16 protein-coding genes are annotated in these 24489 nt (G+C 64.1%); 4 read left to right on the top strand and 12 right to left on the bottom strand.

The window, feature by feature from the left end; translation table 11 throughout:
* Positions 1 to 21 precede the first annotated feature (21 nt).
* The 6 genes from FHS50_RS03200 to FHS50_RS03175 form a co-directional block, all read right to left on the bottom strand.
* Positions 22 to 501: a glutathione peroxidase gene (locus FHS50_RS03200; RefSeq protein ID WP_183932930.1), complete on the bottom strand. Its 480-nt coding sequence runs from the start codon at positions 499 to 501 to the stop codon at positions 22 to 24.
* Complete coding sequence (locus FHS50_RS03195) at positions 498 to 1172, bottom strand: ABC transporter ATP-binding protein (RefSeq protein ID WP_183932929.1); 675 nt, start codon at positions 1170 to 1172, stop codon at positions 498 to 500. The genes FHS50_RS03200 and FHS50_RS03195 overlap by 4 nt, the downstream gene beginning before the upstream one ends.
* On the bottom strand, positions 1165 to 2415 hold the full coding sequence (locus tag FHS50_RS03190) for a lipoprotein-releasing ABC transporter permease subunit (protein WP_183932928.1): 1251 nt from the start codon (positions 2413 to 2415) through the stop codon (positions 1165 to 1167). The genes FHS50_RS03195 and FHS50_RS03190 overlap by 8 nt, the downstream gene beginning before the upstream one ends.
* Positions 2412 to 3734: a proline--tRNA ligase gene (proS, locus tag FHS50_RS03185; protein ID WP_183932927.1), complete on the bottom strand. Its 1323-nt coding sequence runs from the start codon at positions 3732 to 3734 to the stop codon at positions 2412 to 2414. The genes FHS50_RS03190 and proS overlap by 4 nt, the downstream gene beginning before the upstream one ends.
* 301 nt (positions 3735 to 4035) lie before the next feature.
* Positions 4036 to 5682 (bottom strand): serine hydrolase domain-containing protein, encoded by a 1647-nt coding sequence (locus FHS50_RS03180; RefSeq protein ID WP_183932926.1) that lies wholly within the window; start codon positions 5680 to 5682, stop codon positions 4036 to 4038.
* Between the two features lie 74 nt (positions 5683 to 5756).
* The gene (locus FHS50_RS03175; RefSeq protein WP_183932925.1) at positions 5757 to 8141 is read right to left on the bottom strand and encodes a glycoside hydrolase family 3 protein; all 2385 of its coding nucleotides are present in this window, start codon (positions 8139 to 8141) and stop codon (positions 5757 to 5759) included.
* Positions 8142 to 8369: 228 nt separating this feature from the next.
* Between FHS50_RS03175 and FHS50_RS03170 the strand changes: the two genes are divergently transcribed.
* Both FHS50_RS03170 and FHS50_RS03165 read left to right on the top strand, forming a co-directional pair.
* Complete coding sequence (locus tag FHS50_RS03170; RefSeq protein WP_246332939.1) at positions 8370 to 9398, top strand: LacI family DNA-binding transcriptional regulator; 1029 nt, start codon at positions 8370 to 8372, stop codon at positions 9396 to 9398.
* Complete coding sequence (locus tag FHS50_RS03165) at positions 9395 to 10600, top strand: MFS transporter (protein WP_183932923.1); 1206 nt, start codon at positions 9395 to 9397, stop codon at positions 10598 to 10600. The genes FHS50_RS03170 and FHS50_RS03165 overlap by 4 nt, the downstream gene beginning before the upstream one ends.
* Here the strand turns inward: FHS50_RS03165 and FHS50_RS03160 are convergent.
* Positions 10597 to 11535, bottom strand: a complete 939-nt coding sequence (locus FHS50_RS03160) for a glycoside hydrolase family 16 protein (protein WP_246332937.1) — start codon at positions 11533 to 11535, stop codon at positions 10597 to 10599. The genes FHS50_RS03165 and FHS50_RS03160 overlap by 4 nt on opposite strands.
* 102 nt (positions 11536 to 11637) lie before the next feature.
* On the bottom strand, positions 11638 to 14877 hold the full coding sequence (locus FHS50_RS03155; RefSeq protein ID WP_246332936.1) for a TonB-dependent receptor: 3240 nt from the start codon (positions 14875 to 14877) through the stop codon (positions 11638 to 11640).
* Positions 14878 to 15086: 209 nt separating this feature from the next.
* Between FHS50_RS03155 and FHS50_RS03150 the strand changes: the two genes are divergently transcribed.
* Complete coding sequence (locus FHS50_RS03150) at positions 15087 to 16589, top strand: tryptophan halogenase family protein (RefSeq protein ID WP_183932922.1); 1503 nt, start codon at positions 15087 to 15089, stop codon at positions 16587 to 16589.
* A gap of 22 nt (positions 16590 to 16611) precedes the next feature.
* Here the strand turns inward: FHS50_RS03150 and FHS50_RS03145 are convergent, their stop codons facing one another.
* Genes FHS50_RS03145 through FHS50_RS03135 form a run of 3 tightly spaced genes read right to left on the bottom strand, consistent with a single transcriptional unit; the run spans position 16612 to position 19787 of the window.
* Entirely contained in the window at positions 16612 to 17649 is a 1038-nt protein-coding gene (locus FHS50_RS03145) for an amidohydrolase family protein (RefSeq protein ID WP_183932921.1), read from the bottom strand.
* A 43-nt stretch (positions 17650 to 17692) separates the two neighbouring features.
* Entirely contained in the window at positions 17693 to 19033 is a 1341-nt protein-coding gene (locus tag FHS50_RS03140; RefSeq protein WP_183932920.1) for a glutamate-5-semialdehyde dehydrogenase, read from the bottom strand.
* Positions 19008 to 19787 (bottom strand): pyrroline-5-carboxylate reductase family protein, encoded by a 780-nt coding sequence (locus FHS50_RS03135; protein ID WP_183932919.1) that lies wholly within the window; start codon positions 19785 to 19787, stop codon positions 19008 to 19010. The genes FHS50_RS03140 and FHS50_RS03135 overlap by 26 nt, the downstream gene beginning before the upstream one ends.
* Before the next feature lie 284 nt (positions 19788 to 20071).
* Here FHS50_RS03135 and proB point away from each other — a divergent pair, with 284 nt between their 5' ends.
* A complete protein-coding gene (gene proB, locus FHS50_RS03130) occupies positions 20072 to 21229 on the top strand; it encodes a glutamate 5-kinase (protein ID WP_183932918.1) in 1158 nt (385 codons plus the stop codon).
* Between the two features lie 21 nt (positions 21230 to 21250).
* Here proB and FHS50_RS10655 read toward each other — a convergent pair whose 3' ends face one another.
* Positions 21251 to 24451, bottom strand: a complete 3201-nt coding sequence (locus tag FHS50_RS10655; RefSeq protein ID WP_183932917.1) for a PAS domain S-box protein — start codon at positions 24449 to 24451, stop codon at positions 21251 to 21253.
* Between the last annotated feature and the right edge of the window lie 38 nt (positions 24452 to 24489).

Here is a 24489-nt window from a genome sequence, read left to right as displayed (position 1 = left end):
CTTGTCTGTCTCGCGCTTTCCTTACAGAAGCGCCTCGATCTTCTTCGCTATAGCATCGGGCGTGGTCTGCGGCGCGAACCGATCGACCACCCGTCCCTCGCGATCGACGAGAAACTTGGTGAAATTCCACTTGATCCGCTGCGTCCCGAGCACGCCCGGCGCTTCGCGCTTGAGATGCCGGAACAGCGGCGCAGCCCCCTCCCCGTTGACGTCCACCTTGGAAAAGATCGGAAAGCTCGTCCCGAACCCCGTTTCGCAGAACTGGGCGATTTCGGCGTCCGATCCCGGCTCCTGCTGCCCGAACTGGTTGCAGGGAAAAGCGAGCACCGAGAAACCCCGCTCCCCATAGTCGCGCTGCAACTTCTCCAGCCCCTCATATTGAGGGGTAAAACCGCATTGCGACGCGGTGTTGACGATCAGCAGCACCTGGCCCCGATAGGGTTCGAGCGTCCCCACTCCCTCCCCGGGCCTTTCGACGGGAAGAGAGTAAATTTCGCTCATGACAGATGCCCATCCTTCAGTCGCACGACCCGGTCCATTTTCGCCGCGAGCCGCTCGTTATGCGTCGCAACCAGCGCCGCGGACCCTTCGGCCCGTACGAGGTCGAGGAAAGCCGCGAACACACGGTCCGCCGTGGCCTCGTCGAGATTTCCGGTCGGCTCGTCAGCAAGCACCAGGGGCGGTTTGTTGGCCAGAGCGCGCGCCACCGCGACCCGCTGCTGCTCGCCGCCCGACAGCTTGGACGGTCGATGGTCGAGCCGGTCGCCAAGTCCGAGCCGCGACAGTAATTCGTCGGCGCGCGCATCGGCTTCCTCGCGCGATGCGCCGCTGATCAACTGCGGCAGCACGACATTCTCGCGCGCATCGAAATCGGGAAGCAGATGGTGGAACTGATAGACGAAACCCAGGGTATCGCGCCGCAATTCGGTCCGCTCGTCGGCCGACAGCCTGGCGGCTTCGCGCCCGCCGATGCGGATCGACCCCTCGAACCCTCCTTCGAGAAGGCCGATTGCCTGCAACAGCGTCGATTTGCCCGCCCCCGAAGGCCCCAACAGCGCAACGATCTCGCCCGGCGCGATCGTCATGTCCACGCCGCGCAGCACATGGATCGTCACCTCGCCCTGGGTGAAGCTGCGCTTCAGTCCTTGGACGGCAATGACCGGCTCACTCATAGCGAAGCACCTCGACGGGATCGGTCGACGCAGCCTTGCGCGCCGGGAACAGGGTGAAGAAGAAAACCATGATGAGCGTCGTCGCGATGATCGCTACCACTTCCAACGGATCGGTGCGCGCCGGCAATTCGGTGAGGAAGCGCACCGAGGGATCCCACAATTCCTGCCCTGACAGCGCCTGGATGCCATCGACCACCGACTGGCGGAAAATGAGGAACAGCGTCGCCAGCAGCGATCCGATCAAAATGCCCACGAAACCGATCGACAGGCCCACGGTCATGAAGATGCGGCCCATCCCCGAACGGCTCGCCCCCATGGTGCGCAGGATCGCGATGTCGCGCCGCTTGGCGCGCACCAGCATGATCAACGAGGAAGCGATGTTGAACGCGGCGACGAGAATGATGATCGACAGGACGATGAACATCACCACCCGCTCGACCTCGAGCGCCTCGAACAGCGCGCTGTTCATCTGCCGCCAATCGACGATCACGCCATAGTTCTGCACACGGGGACGCAGCGGCGCGAGAATCTCGCCTACCTTGTCGGGGTCGGCAACTTCCAGTTCGACCATCGCCACATCGTCGCCGAGCATCAGTAGCGTCTGCGCATCCTCCATCGGCATGACGACAAAGGCATTGTCATAGTCATAGACCCCGACCTCGAAGATCGCCGCCACGCGATAGGTAACGATGCGCGGCACCGTGCCCACCGGAGTCGAACGCCCTTCGGGACTGATCAGCGAGATCTCGCTGCCGGGATAGGCGCCCAGCGCATCGGCGAGCCGCGCCCCGATGGCGACATTGTCGCTTCCGGGCACGACTTGCTGGAGGTCGCCCGTGGTGACATTGTCGGCGATCATCGGATTGCCGCGGATATCCTCGACCTCGACCCCGCGAAGGAGGATGCCTTCGACACGCCCGTTGGCCGAGGCCATCAGCGGTTGCTCGATGAGCGGTTGCGCGGCGGTCACGCCAGGCAATGCCAGCGCTTCCTCGGCGATTTCCTCCCAGTTGGACAGGCGCCCGTCATAGCCCTGCACGATGGCATGGCCGTTCAGGCCCACGATCCGGTCGAAAAGGTCGGCCCGGAAACCGTTCATCACGCTCATCACGGCAATCAGCGCGGCAACGCCAAGCGCGACCGCGCCGACCGAGAAACCGGCGACGACAAAGATGAAGCCTTCCCCCTTGTGCGGAAGGAGATAGCGCCGAGCGATCATGCGCTCGTGGCGATTGAGGATCATGAAGTCAGCTTGGCCAGCGCAGCTTCGGGCGTCAATTCCTCCCGTTCGCCGCTGGCGCGGTTTTTGACTTCGACGACGCCATCCTTCAGCCCGCGCGGGCCGATGATGATCTGCCAGGGCAGGCCCATCAGGTCCATCCCGCCGAGCTTCACGCCGCCGCGCTCGTCGCGGTCGTCATAAAGCGTCTCGACACCCGCCGCGCCGAGCTTTTGGTAAAGGTCCGCGGCCGCCGCCACGGTGGCCTCGTCATCGGCGCGCATGGTGACGATTCCGACTTTCCAGGGCGCGACCGCTTCGGGCCAGATGATGCCATTGTCGTCATGGCTCGCCTCGATGATCGCCCCGACGAGGCGCGAGACCCCCACGCCATAGCTACCCATCATCGGCGTCACCATGTCGCCATCGCGACCCGACACCTTGAGGCCCATCGCCTTCGAATAACGGTCGCCGAAATAGAAGATATGGCCGACCTCGATGCCGCGCCCGGTGCGCTTGGCCTTGTCGTCGACCATCGCCCAGCGCGCGGGGTCATGCGTCTCGTCGGTCGCGGCGTAGGAGCCGGTGACTTCGTTGAACAGGGCCGCGAGCCCCGCATCATCGTCATAGGAAAGGCCGGGCCGGTCGAGATCGATGGACTCGACGGCGGCATCGTAGAAAACCTCGCTCTCGCCATTGGGGGCAAGGATGATGAATTCATGGCTCAATTTGCCGCCGATCGGCCCGCTGTCGGCCTGCATCGGCACCGCCTTGATACCCATCCGGCGGAAAGTGCGCAGATAGGCCAGCAGCTGGCGATAATAGCTGCGCTGCCCGCCCGCCTCGTCGAGATCGAAGCTATAGGCGTCCTTCATCAGGAATTCGCGCCCGCGCATCACCCCGAAACGGGGCCGCACCTCGTCGCGGAACTTCCACTGGATATGGTAGAGCATACGCGGCAGGTCGCGATAGCTTTTGACATCGTCGCGAAACAGCGCGGTGATCATGTCCTCGTTGGTCGGACCATACAACATCTCGCGGTCGTGCCGGTCCTTGATGCGCAGCATCTCGGGTCCATAGGCATCATAGCGCCCGCTCTCGCGCCACAGGTCGGCGGGCTGGATGGTGGGCATCAGCATTTCCTGCGCCCCGGCGCGGTCCTGTTCCTCGCGGACGATCTGCTCGACCTTCTGCAACACGCGCCAGCCAAGCGGCAGCCAGGCATAGATGCCGGCGGCGGTCTGACGGACCAGTCCGGCCTGCAACATCAGCTTGTGGCTGGCGATCTGGGCGTCGGAAGGCGATTCCTTCAGAACCGGAAGGAAAGACTGGGAAAGGCGCACGAAGGGGCTCCACGAATTTGCTGCGAATGCGAAGGCTCTGCCCTAGGGCGAGGCGTCCGGCAAGGCAAACCCTCTCTCTGGCCCTCTCACCAGCGTGGCGGAATCGCAACAGCATTGCGGCAATTGGGCATGGCTACCGTCAAAAGGGGTGACAAGATGGCAAATTGCCCCCTAGCGTTCGTCTCGCTGCTTTGCTCTTTCCTTGGCAGCAACTGGGGGCTGACGAGCAATCGTCACGCAAGAGAAGCCCGGGCACCTCCACTGCCCGGGCTTTTTTCATGCCCTGTATTTCCGATCCTCGTCAGTCGGTTCGCGGCGCGGTGGCTTCCTGTCCGCCCTGGTAGAGCGTCACGGCCTTGGCCTGCCCGTCCTCCACCTCGAACACCAGCCGCGCGCCCACCCGTCTCGCCAGCAGTTCGGTCGCGCTGCGTGCATCGAGATCGATCGACGGCTGGCCGCTGAGCTGCGCGCTCACGCCGCCCGCTCCGCTTTCCGCGATGGTGAGATCGCCAAAGGGAAAGCGATAGACGCCGACAATCGCGGCGCGTTGCGCCTCGCTGAGACCGATACAGGCCTCCTCGACGATCTCGCCCGCATGAGTGCCGATGTCCGGCTCCTCGGCTCCGCCCGAATGGAAGCGCATCACTGGCTCGCCGTCCGCATGGGCAAGGCGGAAAAAGGTCATCGATCCCGGCCCGTAGAAATAGGTGCCGTCGCCCGCCGCATATGCCTCGACCTCGGCATTGTCCTTGCGCCGCGTGAACAGCTTGCCGTCGCGGATGAAGAAATCGCGATAATCCTCGCCGAAGCGATAGCGACCGAGGAAAGGCGACAGCGCTTCCTCGTCGAAAGCCTGTTTCTCCAGCAGGGGAACTTCGCGCCCCAGCGACAGGTGCACCAGCCGCGCCGTCACCGCCCCCGGGCTCACCGCCGACTGGTCACTGTTGGCAAAGACCGCGACGAACAGGTCCTCGTCGGGAAGATATTTGCTGTCGGCCTGGAAACCGAAAATGCCCCCGCCATGCCCGACCACGCGCCGGTCGAGGATTTCGCCCATCCCCAGTCCGAAACCGTAGGGGACTTCCTCGCCGTCGCCGGTCTTCGTGGGCGTCGTCATCGCGGCAAGGCTCTCCTCGCCGACAATCTCATTGCCGAACAATGCGGCATACCATTGCCACACCGATTCCACATCGCCGCTCAAGGCTCCGGCGGCATGGGGAACGCTGCCGTGGATCTTCTGAGCGCGAATGACCTGGTCGGCAAAGATGCTGTAGCCCCCGACCAACTCGGGATCGCTATCCTCGGCACCCATATAGACGATGCCCTCGATCCCGTGAGGCAACAGCAATTCCTCGCGCACCGCCTCGTGCCAGGATTTGCCCGTCACCGCCTCGATCACCGCACCGACCAGCACATAGCCGCTATTGTTGTAGGCAAAGCGGCTCCCGGGTTCGAAATCGGGGTCGAGGTCGCGAAAGCGCGCGATCATTTCGTCGGTGCTGAGGTCGCGATTGGCAGCCGCCTCGGTCATCAGCTCGGCGATCGAGGTATAGCTGCGGATGCCCGAAGTGTGATTGAGCAACTGCCGGATGGTGATCGAGTCACCCCTGGGAAAATCAGAGACATATCGGTTCAGGGGATCGTCGAGCGAGACGCGCCCTTCCTCGATGAGCTTCATCATCATCGCCGCAGCAAACTGCTTGGTGATCGACCCCAGCCGGAAGCGGCTGTCGGGCCGAAGCGGCACGCCCTCCTCGACATCCGCCATTCCCCGAGCGCCATGATAGACGATCTTGCCATCATCGACGATGTTGGCCGCCACGCCGGGCCCGTCGGCGACGAAGGCATGATCGAGATAGGCATCGACCTTGACCGCAAGATCGGGCGGCGCGGCCAGCGCCGTTCCCCCCAGTGCCATGGTCAGGATCAGGGTCAGGCCGCTCTTCATGCCAAATCTCCTCGCTCAAGCTGTATTAGCTTGATAAGGCACCGACACGGCATGTCAAGGCAGGCGGACCTTGCCTAGAAGCTGCATTCGGCCTCGGCCTGGGCGTCGCTGCGTACCGCCGAAACCAGCTTCATCTCGAAAGGCGCATCGGCGCTGATGGCGATATCGCCGCTTCCCATCGGCAGGCATTGGCCGGTGATGACCATCACCCGCTCGCCCTTGCCGGCGGCCAGCGCCATCTCCGCGCCGATGTCGCGGCTCGCCTTGCAGGCAGGCCCGTCGCACCCGGCCTCGATCCGCACCGCTCCCTCGGGCCGCTGACCGACAAGGTAGCGGATCACCACGCTGCCGCCCTCGCTTTCCTCGGGCCAACGGATCCGAAGCCGCTGCGGCCCGGTCCATCGAAGCAGCCTCCCATCCTCCTGCGCCGAGATATCGAGCCCCGAAGCGGCAAAGCCCTGCGCTCGGCCCTTGAGGTCTGCCAGCGCGGTCGCGCCTGCCGTGGCGCTCACTTCGTCGCCAAGCCGCCCCGCCCCGAACAGCATCCGCTCGCCATCGCCCGAAGCCAGCCATGCGCAATCCTCGGACAAGGGCTTCCATTCGGCGCTTCCCTCGAGGCCATAGCCCAGCGGGAAGAGCGTCCCTTCCGCTCCTTCATTGACCACGGGCCGCGTGCAGTCGCCGGGCCAGCTGAAGCTCAACCGCCCGCTGAACGGCGTCCGCCCGAACAGCCCGTCGGCAACTCCCTGGCCTTCGCTGCCGGGCAGCCAGGCCGCGACAAAGGCATTGGCGGCATTGAGTTCGCGATTGACCCACATCGGCCGCCCCGAAAGAAACAGCGCGACGGTCGGTATTCCCGCCGCGCGGTAGCGGCGAAGCAATTCCAGCCCTTCCTCGTCGCGCCAGACCAGATCCTTCCGGTCTCCCGCAAACTCCGCATAGGGCTCCTCGCCAAAGACGATGATCGCCGCATCGGGCCGCTCGTCATACTCGCCATTCTCGGAAAGCCGCGCCGATCCACCCGCTTCGCTCGCCGCGGCGGCGATCCCGTCATAGATGGAGGTCGCGCCCGGGAAATGCCCGTTGGTCAATTCCCCACCGCCCTGCCATGTCAGCGTCCAGCCGCCCGACTGGCGCGCAATCGAATTCGCCGCCTCGCCCGCGACCAGCAATCTGGCACCGGCCTTGAGGGGCAACACCCCGTCATTCTTCAACAGCACCATCGACTTGGCCACCGCTTCGCGTGCGACCGCGCGATGCGAAGGCGCCCCGAGGCGCGAAAATTCTCCCGCATTGGCGCGTTCCGACGGGCGCACATCACCCAGCAGTCCTGCCCGCAGTTTCAGCCGGAGCACCCGGCCCGCCGCTTCATCGACCCGCGCCATCGGGATGGTCCCGTCGCGCACCTGTTCGAGCAAAGTCTCGTACAGCGCTTTCCAATCCTCGGGCACCATATAGACATCGAGCCCCGCCATCAGCGCCTGCGGACAGTCGCTGTTGGTGCAGCCCTTCACCTGCCCATGCCCGTTCCAGTCCCCCACGACGAGACCATCGAACCCGAGTTCGCCGCGCAGATAATCGGTGAGCAGTGTCGCATTGCCATGCATTTTGCTCCCGTTGATCGAATTGAAGCTCGCCATGATGCTTTCGACCCCGGCGTCGATCACCGACGGATAAGGCGCGGCATGAATGCGCTTCAATTCGCCAAGGTCGCCATTCACGTCGCCCTGGTCGACCCCCTGCTCGGTTCCGCCATCGCCGAAGAAATGCTTGGCGGTGGCAACCACCCGCCCCTCGCCGAGATAGTCGGGAACGCCGCGGCGACCCTGCAGCCCCAGCGTCATCGCCGCACCCAGCGCCGCGACCCGGGCGGGATCCTCGGAATAGCTTTCATAGGTCCGCCCCCAACGATCGTCGCGCGCCACCGCGATGGTCGGGGCAAAGGTCCAGTCGATGCCGGTGATCTCGATTTCGGTCGCGGTAACCTCGCCGATCCGCCGCACCAGGTCGGCATCGCCGGTCGCGCCCAGCCCGATATTATGGGGAAAGATGGTCGCGCCCATCACGTTGGCATGGCCATGCACCGCGTCGGTTGCCCAGATCGAGGGGATGACCGGCTCGCCATTTTCATGAGGCCGCGTCGAGGCATCCCAATAGGCATCGGCAAGAGCCAGCCATTCGGGCGCCGGGGCAAGATCGTTCCCGTTCGGCCCCGAATTGCCGCCATTGAGGATCACCCCGAACCGATAACGTTCGACATCCTCGGGGGTGATCGACCCGATATCGGGCATGACGAGCTGCGCGACCTTGCGCTCGAGGCTCATCCGCGAAAGCAGCGCCTCGACCTGCGCATCCTCGCTCGCCCGGGCCTGCACGCCGGCAGGCTCCAAGGGAGTTGTCGCCAGTGGCGCACCGCAACCGGCCAGTGCCAGCGCGGCCATGCTCGTGGCTAGGCGCATCGATAATCTCCCCCCAAGGCTCGTCAAACGGATCGCTTCCTGTTCGTTTGCAGGCGCCCCGCGTCGAAAAAGCAGCGCCGGGGTGAAGGGTGAAGGACCCGGCGCACTTCGCGCGGGGCGAACCTGCGTCGGCGACCATAGGATAAATAGTGAACGTTCACAATTGCCAAAAATTTGGCATTCCTTGGCCATCGACGAACGATGCGCGTGCAGTTATGCAGGAAAGCGATGTCGATCACGATCGAAGATGTCGCAAAGGCTGCTGGCGTATCGCGCCAGACGGTCAGCCGCGTCATCAACGGCAAGCCCGGGGTGAAGCCCGCGGTCCGCGAAAAGATCGAAACGGCGATTGCCGAACTGGGCTATGTCCCCAACCTCGCGGCACGGCGCATGGGCGGCGCGCGCTCTTTCCTCATCATGGCAATCAACGACCGCGAACGCACGATCGAGAATTGGGCCGCGGGCCATGGCAACGACTGGGTCGACCAGATGCTCTACGGCGGGATGCTCGCCTGCGAAGCGCGCGGTTATCACATGCTCTTCGAACTCATCGACACCGAGACGGGCAAGGCGGTCGAACAGGTCCGCCGCGTGCTTACCAGCCTGCAGCCTGACGGCATCATCCTCACTCAGCCGCACAGCGAAAATCCAGAACTCGCCGCGCTGCTGCGCGAACGGGGCCGTCCCTTCGCGCGGATCGCCCTGCCCGATGCGAACAGCGATGCGCTTTGCGTCCATTTCGACGATGCGGGCGCGGCCCGCGCCGCGGTCGACCATCTTACCGGCCTCGGCCACCGCAAGATCGCCTTCCTCGCGGGCGACCGCAGCTATGAGGCCAGCCTCGTCCGGCGCGAAGGCTATGGCGATGCGATGAAGGATGCGGGCCTCGAACCGCTCATCGCGGAGGGCGGCTATTCCTTCGACAAGGCAGGCGCGATCGCGCGCGACTGGCTCGAAAATGGCGGACCCACCGCAGTGATCGCCGAAAATGACGAAATGGCCTTCGCTCTCCTCCATGTCGCCAGCAAGCTCGGCGTGGAGGTGCCCGAACAGCTCTCGCTGATCAGCTTCGAGGACACGCCGGGCGCGCGTTTCGCGGTCCCGCCGCTCACCGCCATCCGCCAGCCCACCGCCGCGATGATCGCGCGCGCCTGCGAACTTTTGATGGACGCCGCCGAGGGACAGCCCGCCAACGGGGATCATTGCCTGCCCTTCGACCTCATCGTCCGCGAAACCACCGGTCCTGCCCCGCGATGAACAAGGCGCGTTTCACGCCGCTCTACATCCTCGCAAATCTGGGCGCGTTCATCGCCTTCCTCCCGCTCTTGGTCCTGCTCCTGCCCCGCCGCGTGGCGGCGATCGCGGCCGACGAACCGATCACGCTGTTGAGCTGGCTGCTCCTCGTCGGCGGCGTCACCGCCAGCCTCGCCAACATCGCCGCCGGTGCCTTCAGCGACTATTGGATCCGCCGCCACGGCAACCGCCGCATGCCGATCGCTCTCGGGCTTGCCGCGCTCCTCGCCAGCTATGCGCTGTTCGCCGATGCGCGCACGCCGCTCACCCTGTTCGCCGCGATCATCGTCTTCCAGGCCAGCTTCAACCTCATGTTCGCGCCCATCGGCGCGCTTCTCGCTGACCATGTGCCGCACGCACGCAAGGGCTGGATCGCGGGCTGGCTGGGCATGGCGCTCCCGCTTGCGGGCCTTGCCATCACCCTGCTCGGCTATCTCGGCTCGGCGGACAGCGGCTGGCCCTTCCTCCTCCTCGCGGGCATCATTGCCGCGCTCATCCTTCCGCTGCTCATCGCCTGGCCAGCCGATCTCCCCCTCATCGCCCGCGAAGAACCGCCCGCCGACCGCGGCGCCGCGCTGGGCCGGGACTTCGCGCTGGCATGGGTGGCGCGCCTCACGGTGCAGACCGGCGCGGCGATCATGCTTTCCTATCTCTATCTTTACGTCGACGGCATCGCCTCGGGGGCGGCAGGTTATCCCGATCAGGCAGCTTCGGCGGGCGTGGCAACCCTCAGCCTCATCGCCACGATCATGTCCCTGGGCGCGGGGATCATCGCGGGCCGGATCAGCGATGTGGCGGGCAAGCGCCGCGTCCCGCTCGCGCTCACCGCCTGCGGCGTCGCGCTGGCGCTCGCGCTCCTGGCATGGGGAAGCCATTGGGGAGTCATTCTCGCTGCCTATGCGCTGTTCACCGCCTGCCTCACCGCTTTCCTTTCGGTCGATTCGGCGCTGGTCGCCCAGATGCTTGCGGGGCACCGGCGGCGGGGCACCTATCTGGGGCTGATGAACCTCACCAACACCTTGCCCGCGATCATCGCGCCTTCGGCGGCCCTTCTGCTCAGCAGCGGCGACCTGCCGGGCGGAGCGCTTCGGCTTCTCATCGGGCTGGGCACGCTCGCCGCGCTCGTGGCCGCGGCATCGGTGATGGGGATCCGCTCGGTCCGCTAGGGCGCGGCGCAGCCACCGGGCGGGTCGCATTGCCAGACCCGCACCCAGTCGACTTCCATCCACTTGGGATATCCGCTCTCGTCGACACCGCCGATCCCGCGCTCTTCGGACAGCTTCCCGCCGATGGCGAGATTGAGGATCAGATGGAACGGCCGGTCGAACGGCGCCTCGGCATTCTCGGATGCCGACGTCCACCACTCGTCCGCTTCGCGGCTGGCAAAGACCTTCCCATCGAAGGTCCAGTCGAACCGGCCGGGCCGCCAGACGATCCCGAAAGTGTGGAAACCTTCGAGCACTTCGGGCCGATGCACTTCGGTCGAGACATGCTCATTGTCGGGCCACTGCCCGCCATAATGAAGCGTACCCAGGATGCGATCCTCGCGCCCGCTCGGACATTGGGCGCAGGCCACGCCGAGATTGACCGCTTCCAGTATGTCGATCTCGCCCGATGCCGCCCAGCCGCCATAATTCCCGTCCTCGGGCAGCATCCAGATCGCCGGCCAAGTCCCCTGCCCCTGCGGCAGTTTGGCTCGAACCTCGACCTTTCCATATCGCCAGGCGGCCTTGCCCCGGGTCACCAGCCGGGCCGAGGTAAAGGGCTTGTGCGCGACACGGTCGGGATCGTCCTGCGCGGCGCGCAGGTGCGGCGGCCAGGCAGGCCCGCTCGCCTCTTCCCGTCGCGCCATGATGACGAGCTTGCCATCCTCGATGAAGGCGTTGCGCGGACTGTCGGTATAGCATTGCCGCTCTTCATTGCCCCCGCCCCAGCAATCGCGGTCGAAATCCCATTTGTGCGTGTCGATCCGGCTGTCGTCGAACTCGTCGGCCCAGACCAGGCTCCAGCCTTCGTGGCCGCCGCGATCCGTCACGCCCGCCGCGCATCCCGCGATCAGAAGCGCACCCGGCACCATCGCCCCGATCAAGCCTGCCCGCATCGCCCGAACCTTTCGCTTGCCTCCGCGCCACCAGCCTAAAGCTAGATGGGCCACCGCGCAAAGCGGCAGCCCATCACCCCCATTGGTAAAGCTCTCGCTTCCCTAGAAATCGAACCGCAAGAGGAAGGTGAACCTCCGGTCGTTGCGGAAGGCCGAACGCGTCAGCCGCGTCCCGTCATAATCGATCACCTGGGTGGTGCGCGTCACTTCGTCGAGAAGGTTCACGCCCTGCACCCCGATCTTCACATTGTCGGTGATCGAATAGAAGATCGACGCATCGAGCTGCCCCGTTTCCTCGCCATAGATGGGCGAGAAGGGGAAGATCACGTCGCGCGGCGTCTGCAGGAAATCGGAGCGCCAATGATAGGCCGCGCGCGCCGACAATCCGTATTTCTCGTAGAAGAGCACCGCGTTGACGGTATGCTTCGACACGCCCGGGAACGGCAGGCCTGGAAGGATGTCCCCCTCGCTCCCGAAATCGCTCGCATCGACATAGGTGTAGGTGAGCTGGGTGCCGAAGCCACCCAGCGCACCCGGCAGGAAGTCATATTGCTGCTGATAGGCGAGTTCCGCGCCCTTCAGGGTCGCTTCACCGAAATTGACCGGCCCCGTCACCAGCAACGGCACGTCCTCGCTGGCGCCGATATCGATCGGCCGCACGCTCGGACCGAAGCCGAACAGCTTGGAAAAGTCCTTCTGGAACAGTGACATGGTCACTGACCCCACGTCCGCCCAATAATATTCGGCCGACAGGTCGTAATTCCAGCTTTCGAGCGGCCTCAACAGGCGGTTACCCGTGAAGATCGAGAAGAGCGGCCCGGTCGCGGTCGTCCCTTCGGCGACGAGGGTACGGGTATTGTCACCCAGGAAACCACCTGTCCGATAGGCCGCCATGTCGGGCCTGAAGATGCCCTTCGACACCGCCCCGCGGAACAACAGTCCGCCGCCCACATCGACCTTGATGTTGAAGCTCGGAAGCCAATTGTCATAGACGATGTCGGCGCTGTCATCGACGATCTCGCCCGTCAGCGCGCCGACGAACTCGGCCTGCCGCGCCGCCGACAGGTCGCAATAGCCGGGCCGCGTCTGTCCTCCCGGGATATTGGCGCAGCGGTTCTGGATGTCCGACACTTCGGCGATCCCGTCGCCATCGCCCCCGCGATTGAACGAGGTCGGATCGCCCGGAATCTCATAGATGGGATCATCGACATAGGCTGCGGGGATCGCCTGCAATTCGCCCGCGCTGCCCACGGTCGTCTCGACATAGCGAAGCCCGAAATTGCCATCGACGCTCACGCCGCCCGCGAACTCGTGCCCGAAATCGACCCGCCCGTAAAAGGCCAGCGTTTCCTCGTCCACGTCCGAAATCTCGCCATCGAGGAACGGCAGCCCGGAGACCAGTCCTCCACGGCTGTAGATCAGCGGCCGCCCCTCGGGAGTGATCGTGAAGGCCTTGATGGCATTGAGCTGGTCCTCGAGCGACCGGTCGAGATAGGCCGCGACCAGGTCGTCTCCGCCAAAGAAGATCGCCGGCCCCACGGGCACCGCGACATTGCCGCGCTGGAAATCGTCTCCGAACGGATTGAAGGTATCGTAGGATTCGGGGAAATCGAAGGCATAGGCCCCGCCGCAGCCGAAGATTTGCGGATCGCCGCAGTTCCAATTGCCTCCGCGGCCGGTCCAGGTGTCGCCAAGATTGCTCCAGTTGGCGAAATTGGCATTGCGCGTCACCCGATTGCGGTCGGACCAACGCGCCCCGAACCGCACGCCCTTGACGGGGCCAAGACCGGTATCTTCGAGGTCGTAATCGGCATCGGCGCGCAGCGAATAGAGCTTGCCCTCATTGCGAACCTGGTTGTCGAGATGGAACCAGTAATAGATCGCCGCCGGATCGTTGAGATATTCGGTCGCATTGCCCGTGCTGCCCTGCCCCGCCTGGAGGAACTGCACCACCGGCGTCTCGCCCGAATTGTCGAAGAAGATATCGGTGAACGACCGCATCGCCAGGATGATGCCATCCTCGCTGCGGTCCGAATTGATATATTGCCCCTCGAAATTGAGTGCGAGCCGATCGGTCGGGTTGATCTGAAGGGTGCCCGACAGATCCTCGGTCATCGCTTCGTCCTTGCGCTGGAAGCGCAGGGTCTCGGTGGGAATGCCCGAAATGCCGAAGCTGTTCTGGGTCAGCGTCGCCGACACCACCTGGTTGCCGTCGATCACCGGGGTCGTGCCGGGCGCGATCACCGGGAAGAGATTGTCGTCATTGACCTGCGCCAGCACCGCGAACTCGTTGATGCTCGCATCGGTCTCGGCACGCAGATATTCGACCGTGAAGCCGACCGAACCGTCCTTCGATTCCATTTGCATGACCGCCGAATAGGCCTGGCGGTCGCGTTCGAGGCCCGTGGTGCGCACGCCCGCACCCTTCGGCGCCACCACCGTGTTGGCGGGCGGGAACTCGTCCGCACCGAAGATGACGTCGCCATAGCCGCCCGAACCCACCGGCGCGAAGCGGACGCACGGCCCGTCCAGCGTTTCGGCGCGATAGCAGGGATCGGTGATCTGCGAGGCGTCGGTCCGCGTCACCAGTTCCTGCTGCGCATAGCCAAGCTGGATGCCGAACTCCATGTCGCCCGAATCGAAGCTGTTCGACGCGAGGATCGAAAAGCCCGGCGACCATTTTTCGGCTAGGTCGCCGACATTGGCCTCGATCGTTCCCGCGATCTTGAGGCCCGGATTGTCGAGCGGCTTGCGGGTGACGAGATTGACGAGACCCGCGACCCCGCCCTCGACCATGTCGGCGGTCAGATTCTTGTACACTTCGACGCGCCCCAAAAGTTCGGGGGACACATCGTTGAAGCCGAGGACCCGGCCGCCGTTCGCGGAAAAGATGTCACGCCCGTTCAACTCCGAGCGGACATAGGGGAGACCGCGAATGATGACACCCGAGCCCTCGACCGAGAAACGGTCGGGATCGTCGCGCTGTTCGAACCTCGAGATATTGACGCCCGGAACCCGCTGCAGCGATTCGGCAACCGACCGGTCGGGAAGCGCGCCGATATCCTCGGCGGTGATGACATCGACGAAAGTATCGGCGTCGCGCTTGATCGCCTGCGCATTCTCGAGGCTCTGGAGGTAACCGGTAACGACGATCGTATCGTCTTCCTCGATCACTGGCGCATCGGTGCCCGCGCCTTCCTGCACTTCTTCCTCGTCCTGCGCTTCCTGCGTGTCCCGCGCGTGCGCGGGCTGGGTCATCGCCATGCACAAGGCCACGCTCGACACGGTGGCCAGCATGCGCGCGGCGGAAAAAGTCTCCGGATGCTCTTTGTCGATGGCCAAAATGATCCTCCCCTGACGAGTTTTGGCGAAGCGCAAAAACGCGATTGTTACGCCAGTGTTATCGCAAATTGTGAGCGTTCACAAGTCCAAGATGAACGTTCACATTTCGGGACTTTCCCGCTAAGCCTTGCCTCGCCTCTGGCGGTCATGCTTGATGAGTGTTGCCGCATTGGCACAGGCATGGCGTGTAGCGGGGGAGACAGGGCTCGATGGCCATTCGCAGGATCGTGATCGTCGGCGGCGGAACCGCGGGCTGGATGACCGCCGCAGCGCTTTCCAAGCTGGTCGACGCCCATCCCGTCAGCATCACCCTCGTCGAATCCGAGATGATCGGCACCGTGGGCGTGGGCGAAGCGACTATCCCGCCTTTCGTCGATTTCAATCGCCTCCTGGGCATCGACGAGGCCGAAATGCTCTCGGCGGTACAAGGCACCTTCAAGCTCGGCATCCACTTCCTCAACTGGCAGCGCCGGGGCGACAGCTATTTCCACCCCTTCGGAAATTATGGCTACGATATCGAAGGCTGCGCCTTCCACCAGATCTGGCTCAAATATCGCCTCGCGGGCGACCCGCGCCCGCTCCACGCCTTCAGCCCCGAAACCCAGGCAGCGATGCAGCGCAAGTTCGCCAAGACCGACCCCGCGCAGCGCGAGGATTTGCCGCCGATCAACTATGCCTATCATCTCGATGCCGGCCGCTACGCCAAGTTCCTGCGCCGCCACGCCGAGGCGCGCGGCGTGAAGCGGCAGGAAGGCAAGGTCGAAGATGTCCAGCTCAATTCCGAAAGCGGCTTCGTCGAAGCGATCCGCCTCGAAGGCGGGCAGGAAATCGCGGGCGACTTCTTCGTCGACTGCACCGGCTTTCGCGGCCTCCTCATCGAACAGGCACTGAAGTCCGGCTATGAGGAATGGACCCACTGGCTGCCCTGCGACCGGGCGGTCGCCCTCCCCTCGGCGGGCGATGGCAACATCCTGCCCTACACCCGCGCCACCGCGCACAGCGCGGGCTGGCAATGGCGCGTCCCGCTGCAACAGCGCAACGGCAACGGCCATGTCTATTGCTCCGCCTATATGGAGGATGAAAAGGCGCACGACATCCTTGCCGCCAATGTCGACGGGGAAATCCAGGCCGATCCCAATTTCCTCCGCTTCGTAACCGGCCGCCGTAAGAAATTCTGGAACCGCAACGTGGTCGCGATCGGCCTCTCGGCAGGCTTCATGGAGCCTCTGGAATCGACCTCGATCCACCTCATCAACACCGCGGTGAACAAGCTCGTCGCCCTGCTTTCGCTCGACGGCGTGACGCGCGAACAGGAAGAGGCCTTTAACCGCCTCACCCGCAAGGAATATGAGCGGATCCGCGACTTCCTCATCCTGCATTACAAATCCACTGAACGCGACGACAGCGAGTTCTGGAATTACTGCCGGACGATGGAAATCCCCGACACGCTCAAGGAAAAGATCGAGCTTTTCCGCCTCAACGGCCAGATCTTCCGAGAGGATGACGAACTCTTCACTGCGACCAGCTGGGTCGCGGTCATGGTCGGCCAGGGCATCAGTCCCATCGGCACCAACGCGATGGCAGGCACGGTGGCCGAACCCGGCCTGTCGAAGGAATTGGGCGAGATCCAGAAGTCAATCCAATATCTGGTCGACCATATGCCCACTCATGAGGAATATCTGGCGCGCTACTGCCCCGCCAATCCGATCTGATCAAACCCCGGCTCGGCGCCCTTCAGGGCGTGGCAGCGGCGATCGCATGGTGCCGCGCGATGGTCGCTTCGTCGAGGCGAAGAAAACGCGCGGCGTTATTGTAGAAGATATCGCGTTTCTGCTGCGCATCGAGGCAGGGTGCCGTCTCGATCGCCTTGATCGCCAGCGGGATGGTGTCGGGCCAGACCATCTGGTCGGTGCCGTAGAGAATGCGGTCGCCAAAACCGGCATCGACCAGGTCGCAGAGAAAGCCGTGGAATTGCGAGGGTCGCCGCGTATAGGCCAGCACGCCCACATCGGCATGAACCTGCGGATGCGCCATCATCAGCGCTTTCATCCGGTCCCGGAAGGGAAAGCCGGCATGCATGACATAGACCCGCAATTTCGGGTGGCGCAGCAGCACCGGCTCCAGAAGCAGGGGATCGCCCAGCGCCGCCTTGAACGGCAGGCCGAGATAGGCGGTGCCCGGCGGACCCTCCCCGATATGGATGCCGACCGGAATATCGAGCTCCTCGGCCAGCGCCCAGATGGGCTCCATCCGCTCGTCATCGGGCCCGATCCCGAAATATTGCACCTGGACCTCGGCAAGCACGGATAGCCTGCCCTCGGCATGGAGCGCGCGCAGCTTCTCGGCCGTATCCTCGCGCGGAAGGCTCAGGTCGAAGCCCGGGAGGAAACGGCCCGGCGCATGATCGCGCCATTCGGCGACCTTCTCGGGCGAACCGCCCAGCACGGCGAAGATGTCATGTTTCTCGACCAGTTCGATCGTGCGGTCGCGCAGCGCCTCGTCGCTCGCCGCCGAGACGATGGGATTATCGCACGCGATACCGTCGCGGGTCACCGCCTTGAAATGTTCGCGATAGTCGGTCGCCGGGTCCCATGCCGGAAAACGCTCCATTGGCGCGCACATATGCTGCGGCGGCGGACCGTTATGATCCGCCGCCACGGCATGGAGATGCATATCGATGATGGGACCGCGCCCGGCCGAAGGCCCGGCTTGCGCTCCCGCCAATCCCAAGGCGAACAATGCCCCCGCCAGCTTGCCCCACATGAACAACATGGAGCAAATTATTGCGCTAGGGGACCTTGCTTGTCAAACCAAGCTAAGCGGGCCGCGTCTGCCCTTCGCCATGGACGCGATAATGGAAGCTGCACAATTGCTCGAGCCCGACGGGGCCGCGCGCGTGCATCTTGCCGGTCGCGATGCCGATTTCGGCGCCCATGCCGAATTCGCCACCGTCGGAAAATTGGGTCGAGGCATTGTGCATCACCACCGCGCTGTCGACGCGGGTCATGAACTGCCGCGCCGCGTCTTCGTCCTCGGTCAGGATCGCATCGGTATGGCCCGAATGGTGCGCCGACACGAAGTCGATCGCATCTTCAAGACCATCGACCACCTTCACCGACAGGATATTGTCGAGATATTCGGTGTCCCAATCCTCGGCCGTCGCGGCCTTGATCCCCGGCAGAATACGCTGCGCCTCCTCGTCACCGCGCAATTCGCAATCGCCCAGCGCTTCGGCGAGCCTCGGCAGATAGTCTTTTGCCACGTCGCGATCGACCACGAGGCTCTCGGTCGCGCCGCACACGCCGAGACGGCGCTGCTTGGCATTCTGCACCACCGAAACCGCCTTATCCAGATCGGCCCTGGCATGGACATAGCTGTGGCAATTGCCGTCGAGATGCAGCAGCGTCGGCACCTTGGCCTGGTCGCGCACCCGCTCGACCAGCGACTTGCCGCCGCGCGGAATGATGAGGTCGATCTTGCCCACCGCCTCGAGCATCGCACCCACCGCGGCGCGGTCGGTCGTGCCGACGATCTGCACCGCTTCGGTGGGCAGTCCGGCGGCCTTCAGCCCTTCGGCGATCGCGGCATTGATTTCGCCTGCCGAATGATGGCTGTCCGACCCCCCGCGCAGGATCACGGCATTGCCGCTCTTGAGGCAGAGCGCGCTGGCGTCGGCGCCGACATTGGGGCGCGATTCATAGATCATCCCGATCACCCCGATCGGCACCGCGACGCGCTCGATCTTGAGGCCGTTGGGACGGTCGAAGGTGGCCAGCACGCGGCCCACCGGATCGTCGAGATCGGCGACGGTGCGCATTCCCTCGGCCATCGCCTCGATGCGCCCCTCGTCAAGCGCGAGGCGGTCGATGAAGGCATCGGGTTTCCCGGCCTTGCGGGCATTGTCCACGTCGCGCGCATTGGCACGCAGGATCTTCTCCTGCCGCTCGATGAGGGCATCGGCCCCGGCGCGGATCGCCTTGTTCTTGGTTTCGGTCGAAGCCGTGGCAAGCTGGGCAACCGCGCTCCTTGCGCGTCGTGCCAGCTCGTCCACATAGCTCTTGGCGTCGGTCGGCTCGATATCGGCCATATTCTTCTCCATATTCTGATTAATCGTCGGGCGCGGCGAAGGTTCAGCGCAATTCGACCGCCCGGGCATGGGCGGCGTCCACCGTCCGCCCCAGGAGGTCCTCGATCGCGCCCCCTTCGCGCAGCACCGACAGCCCGGCATCGGTCGTGCCGCCCGGACTCGTCACATCGTTGCGCAATTCTTCGAGCGACTTGTCTTCGCGGCGCGCCATTTCGCCCGTGCCGGACACGGTCTCGACCGCGATCCGACGCGCTTCCTCGGGCGCGAAGCCGCGCGCTTCGGCAATGTCCTGCATTGCCCGCATGATTTCGAACACATAGCCGGGGCCTGACCCGGCCAGCGCGGTGAAAAGGTCGATCCTTTCCTCATCCTCGATCCAGGCGGTCTCGCCCGTTGCCCCGACGAGCTTGCCGACCAGCAGCCGCTGCGTCGCGCTCACCTCGGGCTGGGCATAAAGCGCGCTCATCCCGCGCCCCATCGCCGCCGGCAGGTTGGGCATCACGCGCGCCGTCGGTACGCCGCCCAACAGGCTCGAAATCCGCTCGGCCGACACACCTGCCGCCATCGACAGCGCAAAGCCGTCATGCGCGATATGATCGGCATAGGTCGGCAGCACTTCCTCCATCATCTGCGGCTTGATCGCCACGATCAGCAGGCCGAACTTCTCGCCTTCCAGCGCATCCAGGCTGCGCAAGTGGCGCACCCGCTGCGGCGTCTCGATGGCAGCAGGATCGACGACCGTGATCGGCGGCAGGTCGCCTCCCGTCCAGCGGCGCAGCATCGCTCCGCCCATCTTTCCGCAACCGGCCATCAGGATTTTCATGAATGTCCTTCCCTTTCGCGACAATATTCGTCGCTCGTTTCAATTGATATGATGATCTCGATACATGAAATATGCAGACGCCAAGTTGGTTTCAACCGCTGCGCGGGACTCCTAAAGTCAAGCAAGACAAATATGCTTAGCCACGTGAATTTTTCACAGGATTATTTGTCACCACTTTGACATTACTTGTCTGTCACCATGCCGCCTTATTTCGCTCGGTCAGGAGGTTGAATCTCGACGATTAAACCGTATCTACGCACCTGAATGAATGAATGGAGTTTTTCGTGAGCGAGCAGAAACGTATCGTCATCAAGGTCGGCAGCGGCCTCGTGGTATCCGAAGAGGAGCGGAGCCCCCGCTTCGCCTTCCTCCACGGGCTGATGGCCGACATCGCCCAGCTGCGCAGCGAGGGCTATGAGGTGGTGCTCACGTCATCGGGCGCGGCAGCGATCGGTCTCGACATGATCGGCATGGCCCCCGAGGAAGCGGGCCTGCAGGACAAGCAGGCCGCCGCCGCCTGCGGCCAGCCGCTCATCATCAACGCCTACAAGCAGATCGCGCTCGAATTCGGCATCGACATCGCGCAGGTGCTCCTCACTTCGGAAGAACTGGAAAACGCCCGCCGTTACCAGAACACCAAGAACACGGTCGAACGGCTGCTCAAGAATGGCATCCTCCCCATCGTCAACGAGAATGACACGGTGACGACCAAGGAAATCCGCGTCGGCGACAATGACCGCCTCGCCGCCAAGGTCACGCAGATGATCCACGCCGAGGAATTCGTCATGCTCACCGACATCGACGGCCTCTACGACCGCCCGCCCCACGAGGAAGGCGCACAGTTCGTCGAGACGGTGACCGACGTCGCCGATTATCTCGACGCCACCAAGGGCAAGGGCCTCCTAGGCTCGGGCGGGATGCTTACCAAGATGCAGGCCGCCAACATGGCGCAGAATGCGGGCGCAACCGCGCGCATCGCCAAGGGCATCATCGAGGCCCCCGTGACGTCGCTTCTCGACGGCAGCCGCCGCCACACCCGCTGCACCGCGCATGGCGATCCGCAGTCGGCATGGCGCGTCTGGCTGACCGACCGCATCCAGATGGCCGGCAGCGTCACCGTTACCGCCGAGGCCGCCAAGGGTCTTCGCGAAGGCACGCAGGGCATCGACCGCCACGACCTCATCGCCACCAGCGGCAATTACCAGAAGGGCGACGTGCTCCACGTCTATGACGAGGACGGACGCGAGATCGGTCGCGGCCTCACCAACTTCTCCTCGAACGAGACGATGCTCCTCGCCCGCTGCCGCCAGGACGAAGTCAGCGACGTTCTTGGCTATTCGAGCCATTCGGACATCATCGCCCAGCGCGACTTCGCGCTCCTCGGCGATCACAACCTATCCTGGGACCAGCCCGACGAGACCGCGCTCGCCCTCACCGGCTGACCGCGCGGCGGCTAACGTCCGTCAGGCGGAGCCCAGCATCTCGCGAATGCGCCGCGCAAGCCCCTGGTAGGTAAAGGGCTTGGAGACGATATCGACCCCCGGCTCGATCCGTCCCTCGTGGACGATCTCGTCGCGCGTATATCCCGAGGTGTAGAGCACCTTGAGGTCGGGCTGCATCTCGCGCGCCTTGTCAGCCAGTTCGCGTCCCGACATGCCGGGCATCACGACATCGGTGAACAACAGGTCGACATCGGTTTCGCGCCGGTCGAGCAGGCTCAGCGCCGATGCCCCGTCATGCGCCTCGAGCACCCGGTATCCCAGCTCGCGCAGGATCTCGACCGTGTAGATGCGTACATCGTCATCATCCTCGACGACGAGAATGGTGGACTCGCTTTCCGCGCCCTCGACCGGCTCGTCGCGACCGTCATCCTCGAAATGGGCGGCGGCATCGCCTTCCATCCGCGGCAGGTAAAGCCGTACCGTCGTGCCTTCGCCGGGCGTAGAATGAATCTTCACATGGCCGCCCGACTGCTTGACGAATCCATAGACCATCGACAGCCCCAGCCCCGTGCCCTTGCCCACTTCCTTGGTGGTGAAGAAGGGATCGAAGACGCGGCTGGTGGTTTCCTTGTCCATTCCCTCGCCGTCGTCGGAGATGGCCAGCACCACATATTCCCCGGGCTCGAGACCCGAACGCTGATCGGATTGCGCCACCCGCGCATTGGTCGCTTCGATGATCAGCTTGCCGCCCTCGGCCATGGCATCGCGGGAGTTGACTGCAAGGTTGAGGATCGAACTTTCGATCTGTCCCGGATCGACCTCGACCAGCCACAGGTCGGGCTTGGTCAAGGTCTCCAGCTCGATCCGTTCGCCCAGCGCGCGGTGCAGCAGCTCGGCCATCCCCTCGACCAGCTTGCCCAGGTCCACCGGTTTGGGGTCGAGCGGCTGGCGACGTGAAAAGGCGAGCAGCCGCTGGGTCAGCGCTGCCGCGCGATCGGCACCTTGCTGGGCGTTGTCGATGGCACGTTGGACACGGCTGAGATTGCCCTGCTCGAGGCTCCGCCCCGCCATGTCGACATTACCGGTGATGATCGTGAGCAGATTGTTGAAGTCATGCGCGATCCCGCCCGTCAACTGGCCGACCGCGTCCATCTTCTGGGTCTGGCGCAGCGCTTCCTCGGCACGGCTAAGCGCCGCTTCATGTTCCTTCTCGGCGCTGATGTCGCGGGCGACGCAATAATAATTGCCGCCCTCCAGAGCCGCGGTCCAAGACAGCCAGCGATAGCTACCGTCCTTATGGCGGAACCGGCATTCGAACGGAGCGGCATTTTCCTCGTCGGCAAGGCGGCGCAGATCCTCGACCCGCATCGGCTCTTCGTCGGGGTGGCCGAATGCCTCGGACGTCTGCCCGACAATATCCCTTTCCTTCCAACCAAGAACGCGCGTCCAGGCCGGGTTGACGCTGACCCAGCGCCCTTGTTCATCGGCCACACCCAGAAGGTCCTGGCTCAACCGCCAGATTCGGTCGCGCTCCTCGGTGCGCTCGGCCACGCGTTGCTCGAGCGTGTCATTGAGTTCGCGAAGCCGCTGCTCGGCCAGCTTCTTCTCGGTGACATCCTGCACCAGCCCGAAATAGCGGATCGGCTTGCCATTCTCGTCGAGTTGCGGCTCGCTCCGCGCCTCGACCCAGCGGATCTCCCCGTCGTTGGCGCGCTTGATCCTGCAACCGAAATGCCAGCCCGAGGCGTCGGCCTGCGCCTTCTCGAATTCGGCGCGCACCCGGTCGCGATCCTCGGGGACGACATGCTCCATGAACTTGTGAAAGCCCCAGTCCTCGACCGGCTCGTCATAACCGAAAATCTGGTCATGAAGCGGCGCGCGGATCGCCTGGTCGGCTTTGACGTCGAGTTCCCATTCGCCCAGCCGCGCGGCATCGACCGCGAGCCTGAGTCGCGTTTCCTTGCCTCGCAGCGCATCCTCGGTCGCCTTGCGGTCGGTGACATCGACCGCCACGCCCGGAAAGCGCATGGGCTGGCCATTCTCGTCAAAGATCGCTCGTCCGCGAACAAAGACCCAGCGCAGAGCTCCGTCGGCCGGGAGCACGCGATATTCGGCCTCCAGCAGTTCGCCGCTCACCAGCGCTTCGTCGATCTTCGCCTCGATCATGGGCCGGTCGCCGGGATGGATGCCATCGACGAATTCGGCGATCGGTGCCCCTGCCTTCGCGCGTTCGGGATCGACCGAATAGAATTGGGCGAACAACGCGTCGGCATAGACCTTGTCGTTCTGGACGTCCCAGTCCCAGGTTCCGATTGCCGATGCCGCGTTGAGCGCGAGCTGGTAGCGTTCCTCGCTCCGCTTCAATTCCTGTTCGCGCGCCTTGTCCTCGGCGATGTTGCGCGCTTCGATGACCGTTCCGACGGGTTTCCCGCCCTCGCCGCGCAGCGGACTGGCGGTGAAGGCGACAGGGTAGAAGCTGCCGTCCTTGTGGACGAACATCTCTTCGCCGCGCATCTGGTTTTCCTCGGGAAAGGCCCGGTCGATCGGACATTCCTCCAGCGGATAGGGCCGCCCGTCGGGATAGCTGTGATGGACCACATCGTGCAGCGGCCGCCCTTCCATTTCGGAAAAGCGATAGCCTGTCATCTTCTCCGCAGAGGCATTGGCATAGATGCAATGCTGCTGCTCATCCATCACGAACACCGCCATCTCGGTATTGTTGAGAATGGCATCGAGCCGCCGCGAGGTCTCGCTCAGCCGCCGCTCGACCTCGCGCCTCTCGGTCACGTCGATGATGGTGCAGATCGCCCCGTGAAGCTTGCCATCCTTCAGAATGGGGCTGGCGCGATATTCGACTGGGAAAGCCGATCCATCTACCCGGAAGAAGACCTCGTCGGTGACATGGAAATCCTCACCGGTGCGGGCGCATTTGTAGATCGGGCATTCCTCGACCGCATAATCCGACCCGTCCGGATGGCTGTGGTGAATGAGGTCATGCAGACGACGGCCCAGCACCTCTTCCTCGGATGCAAAACCCAGCATCACCTGGAAAGCGGTGTTGCACATCATCGTCACGCCGCCCGTATCGACCGCGTAGAAGGCCTCCCCGGCGCAATCGAGCAGAACCCGGAGAAATTCGCCGTCATCAATGTCGCCAAAGCTGCCACGAGGGCGATTGGCCCCTGCCAGCAGGCTGGCAGCAGTGGTATTGGAATCGGTCATGCGGGGATAATCGCCATAATATCAACTCGCCTCACGCC

It is taken from the genome of Sphingomicrobium lutaoense (assembly GCF_014195685.1).
In the GTDB taxonomy this organism is placed as follows: Bacteria; Pseudomonadota; Alphaproteobacteria; order Sphingomonadales; family Sphingomonadaceae; genus Sphingomicrobium; species Sphingomicrobium lutaoense.
The sequence above is the reverse complement of the archived record's forward strand: the minus strand, read 5'-3'. Positions and strand labels throughout refer to the sequence as shown.

What these genes read in the sequence shown, in the direction of transcription:
- FHS50_RS03190 (WP_183932928.1), bottom strand. Translation starts at nt 2,415, where the DNA reads ATGATCCTCAATCGCCACGAGCGCATGATCGCTCGGCGCTATCTCCTT.
- FHS50_RS03200 (WP_183932930.1), bottom strand. Translation starts at nt 501, where the DNA reads ATGAGCGAAATTTACTCTCTTCCCGTCGAAAGGCCCGGGGAGGGAGTG.
- FHS50_RS03165 (WP_183932923.1), top strand. Translation starts at nt 9,395, where the DNA reads ATGAACAAGGCGCGTTTCACGCCGCTCTACATCCTCGCAAATCTGGGC.
- FHS50_RS03140 (WP_183932920.1), bottom strand. Translation starts at nt 19,033, where the DNA reads ATGCCCGGGCGGTCGAATTGCGCTGAACCTTCGCCGCGCCCGACGATT.
- FHS50_RS10655 (WP_183932917.1), bottom strand. Translation starts at nt 24,451, where the DNA reads ATGACCGATTCCAATACCACTGCTGCCAGCCTGCTGGCAGGGGCCAAT.
- FHS50_RS03145 (WP_183932921.1), bottom strand. Translation starts at nt 17,649, where the DNA reads ATGTTGTTCATGTGGGGCAAGCTGGCGGGGGCATTGTTCGCCTTGGGA.
- FHS50_RS03150 (WP_183932922.1), top strand. Translation starts at nt 15,087, where the DNA reads ATGGCCATTCGCAGGATCGTGATCGTCGGCGGCGGAACCGCGGGCTGG.
- FHS50_RS03195 (WP_183932929.1), bottom strand. Translation starts at nt 1,172, where the DNA reads ATGAGTGAGCCGGTCATTGCCGTCCAAGGACTGAAGCGCAGCTTCACC.
- FHS50_RS03175 (WP_183932925.1), bottom strand. Translation starts at nt 8,141, where the DNA reads ATGCGCCTAGCCACGAGCATGGCCGCGCTGGCACTGGCCGGTTGCGGT.
- FHS50_RS03135 (WP_183932919.1), bottom strand. Translation starts at nt 19,787, where the DNA reads ATGAAAATCCTGATGGCCGGTTGCGGAAAGATGGGCGGAGCGATGCTG.
- FHS50_RS03160 (WP_246332937.1), bottom strand. Translation starts at nt 11,535, where the DNA reads ATGCGGGCAGGCTTGATCGGGGCGATGGTGCCGGGTGCGCTTCTGATC.
- FHS50_RS03170 (WP_246332939.1), top strand. Translation starts at nt 8,370, where the DNA reads ATGTCGATCACGATCGAAGATGTCGCAAAGGCTGCTGGCGTATCGCGC.
- FHS50_RS03180 (WP_183932926.1), bottom strand. Translation starts at nt 5,682, where the DNA reads ATGAAGAGCGGCCTGACCCTGATCCTGACCATGGCACTGGGGGGAACG.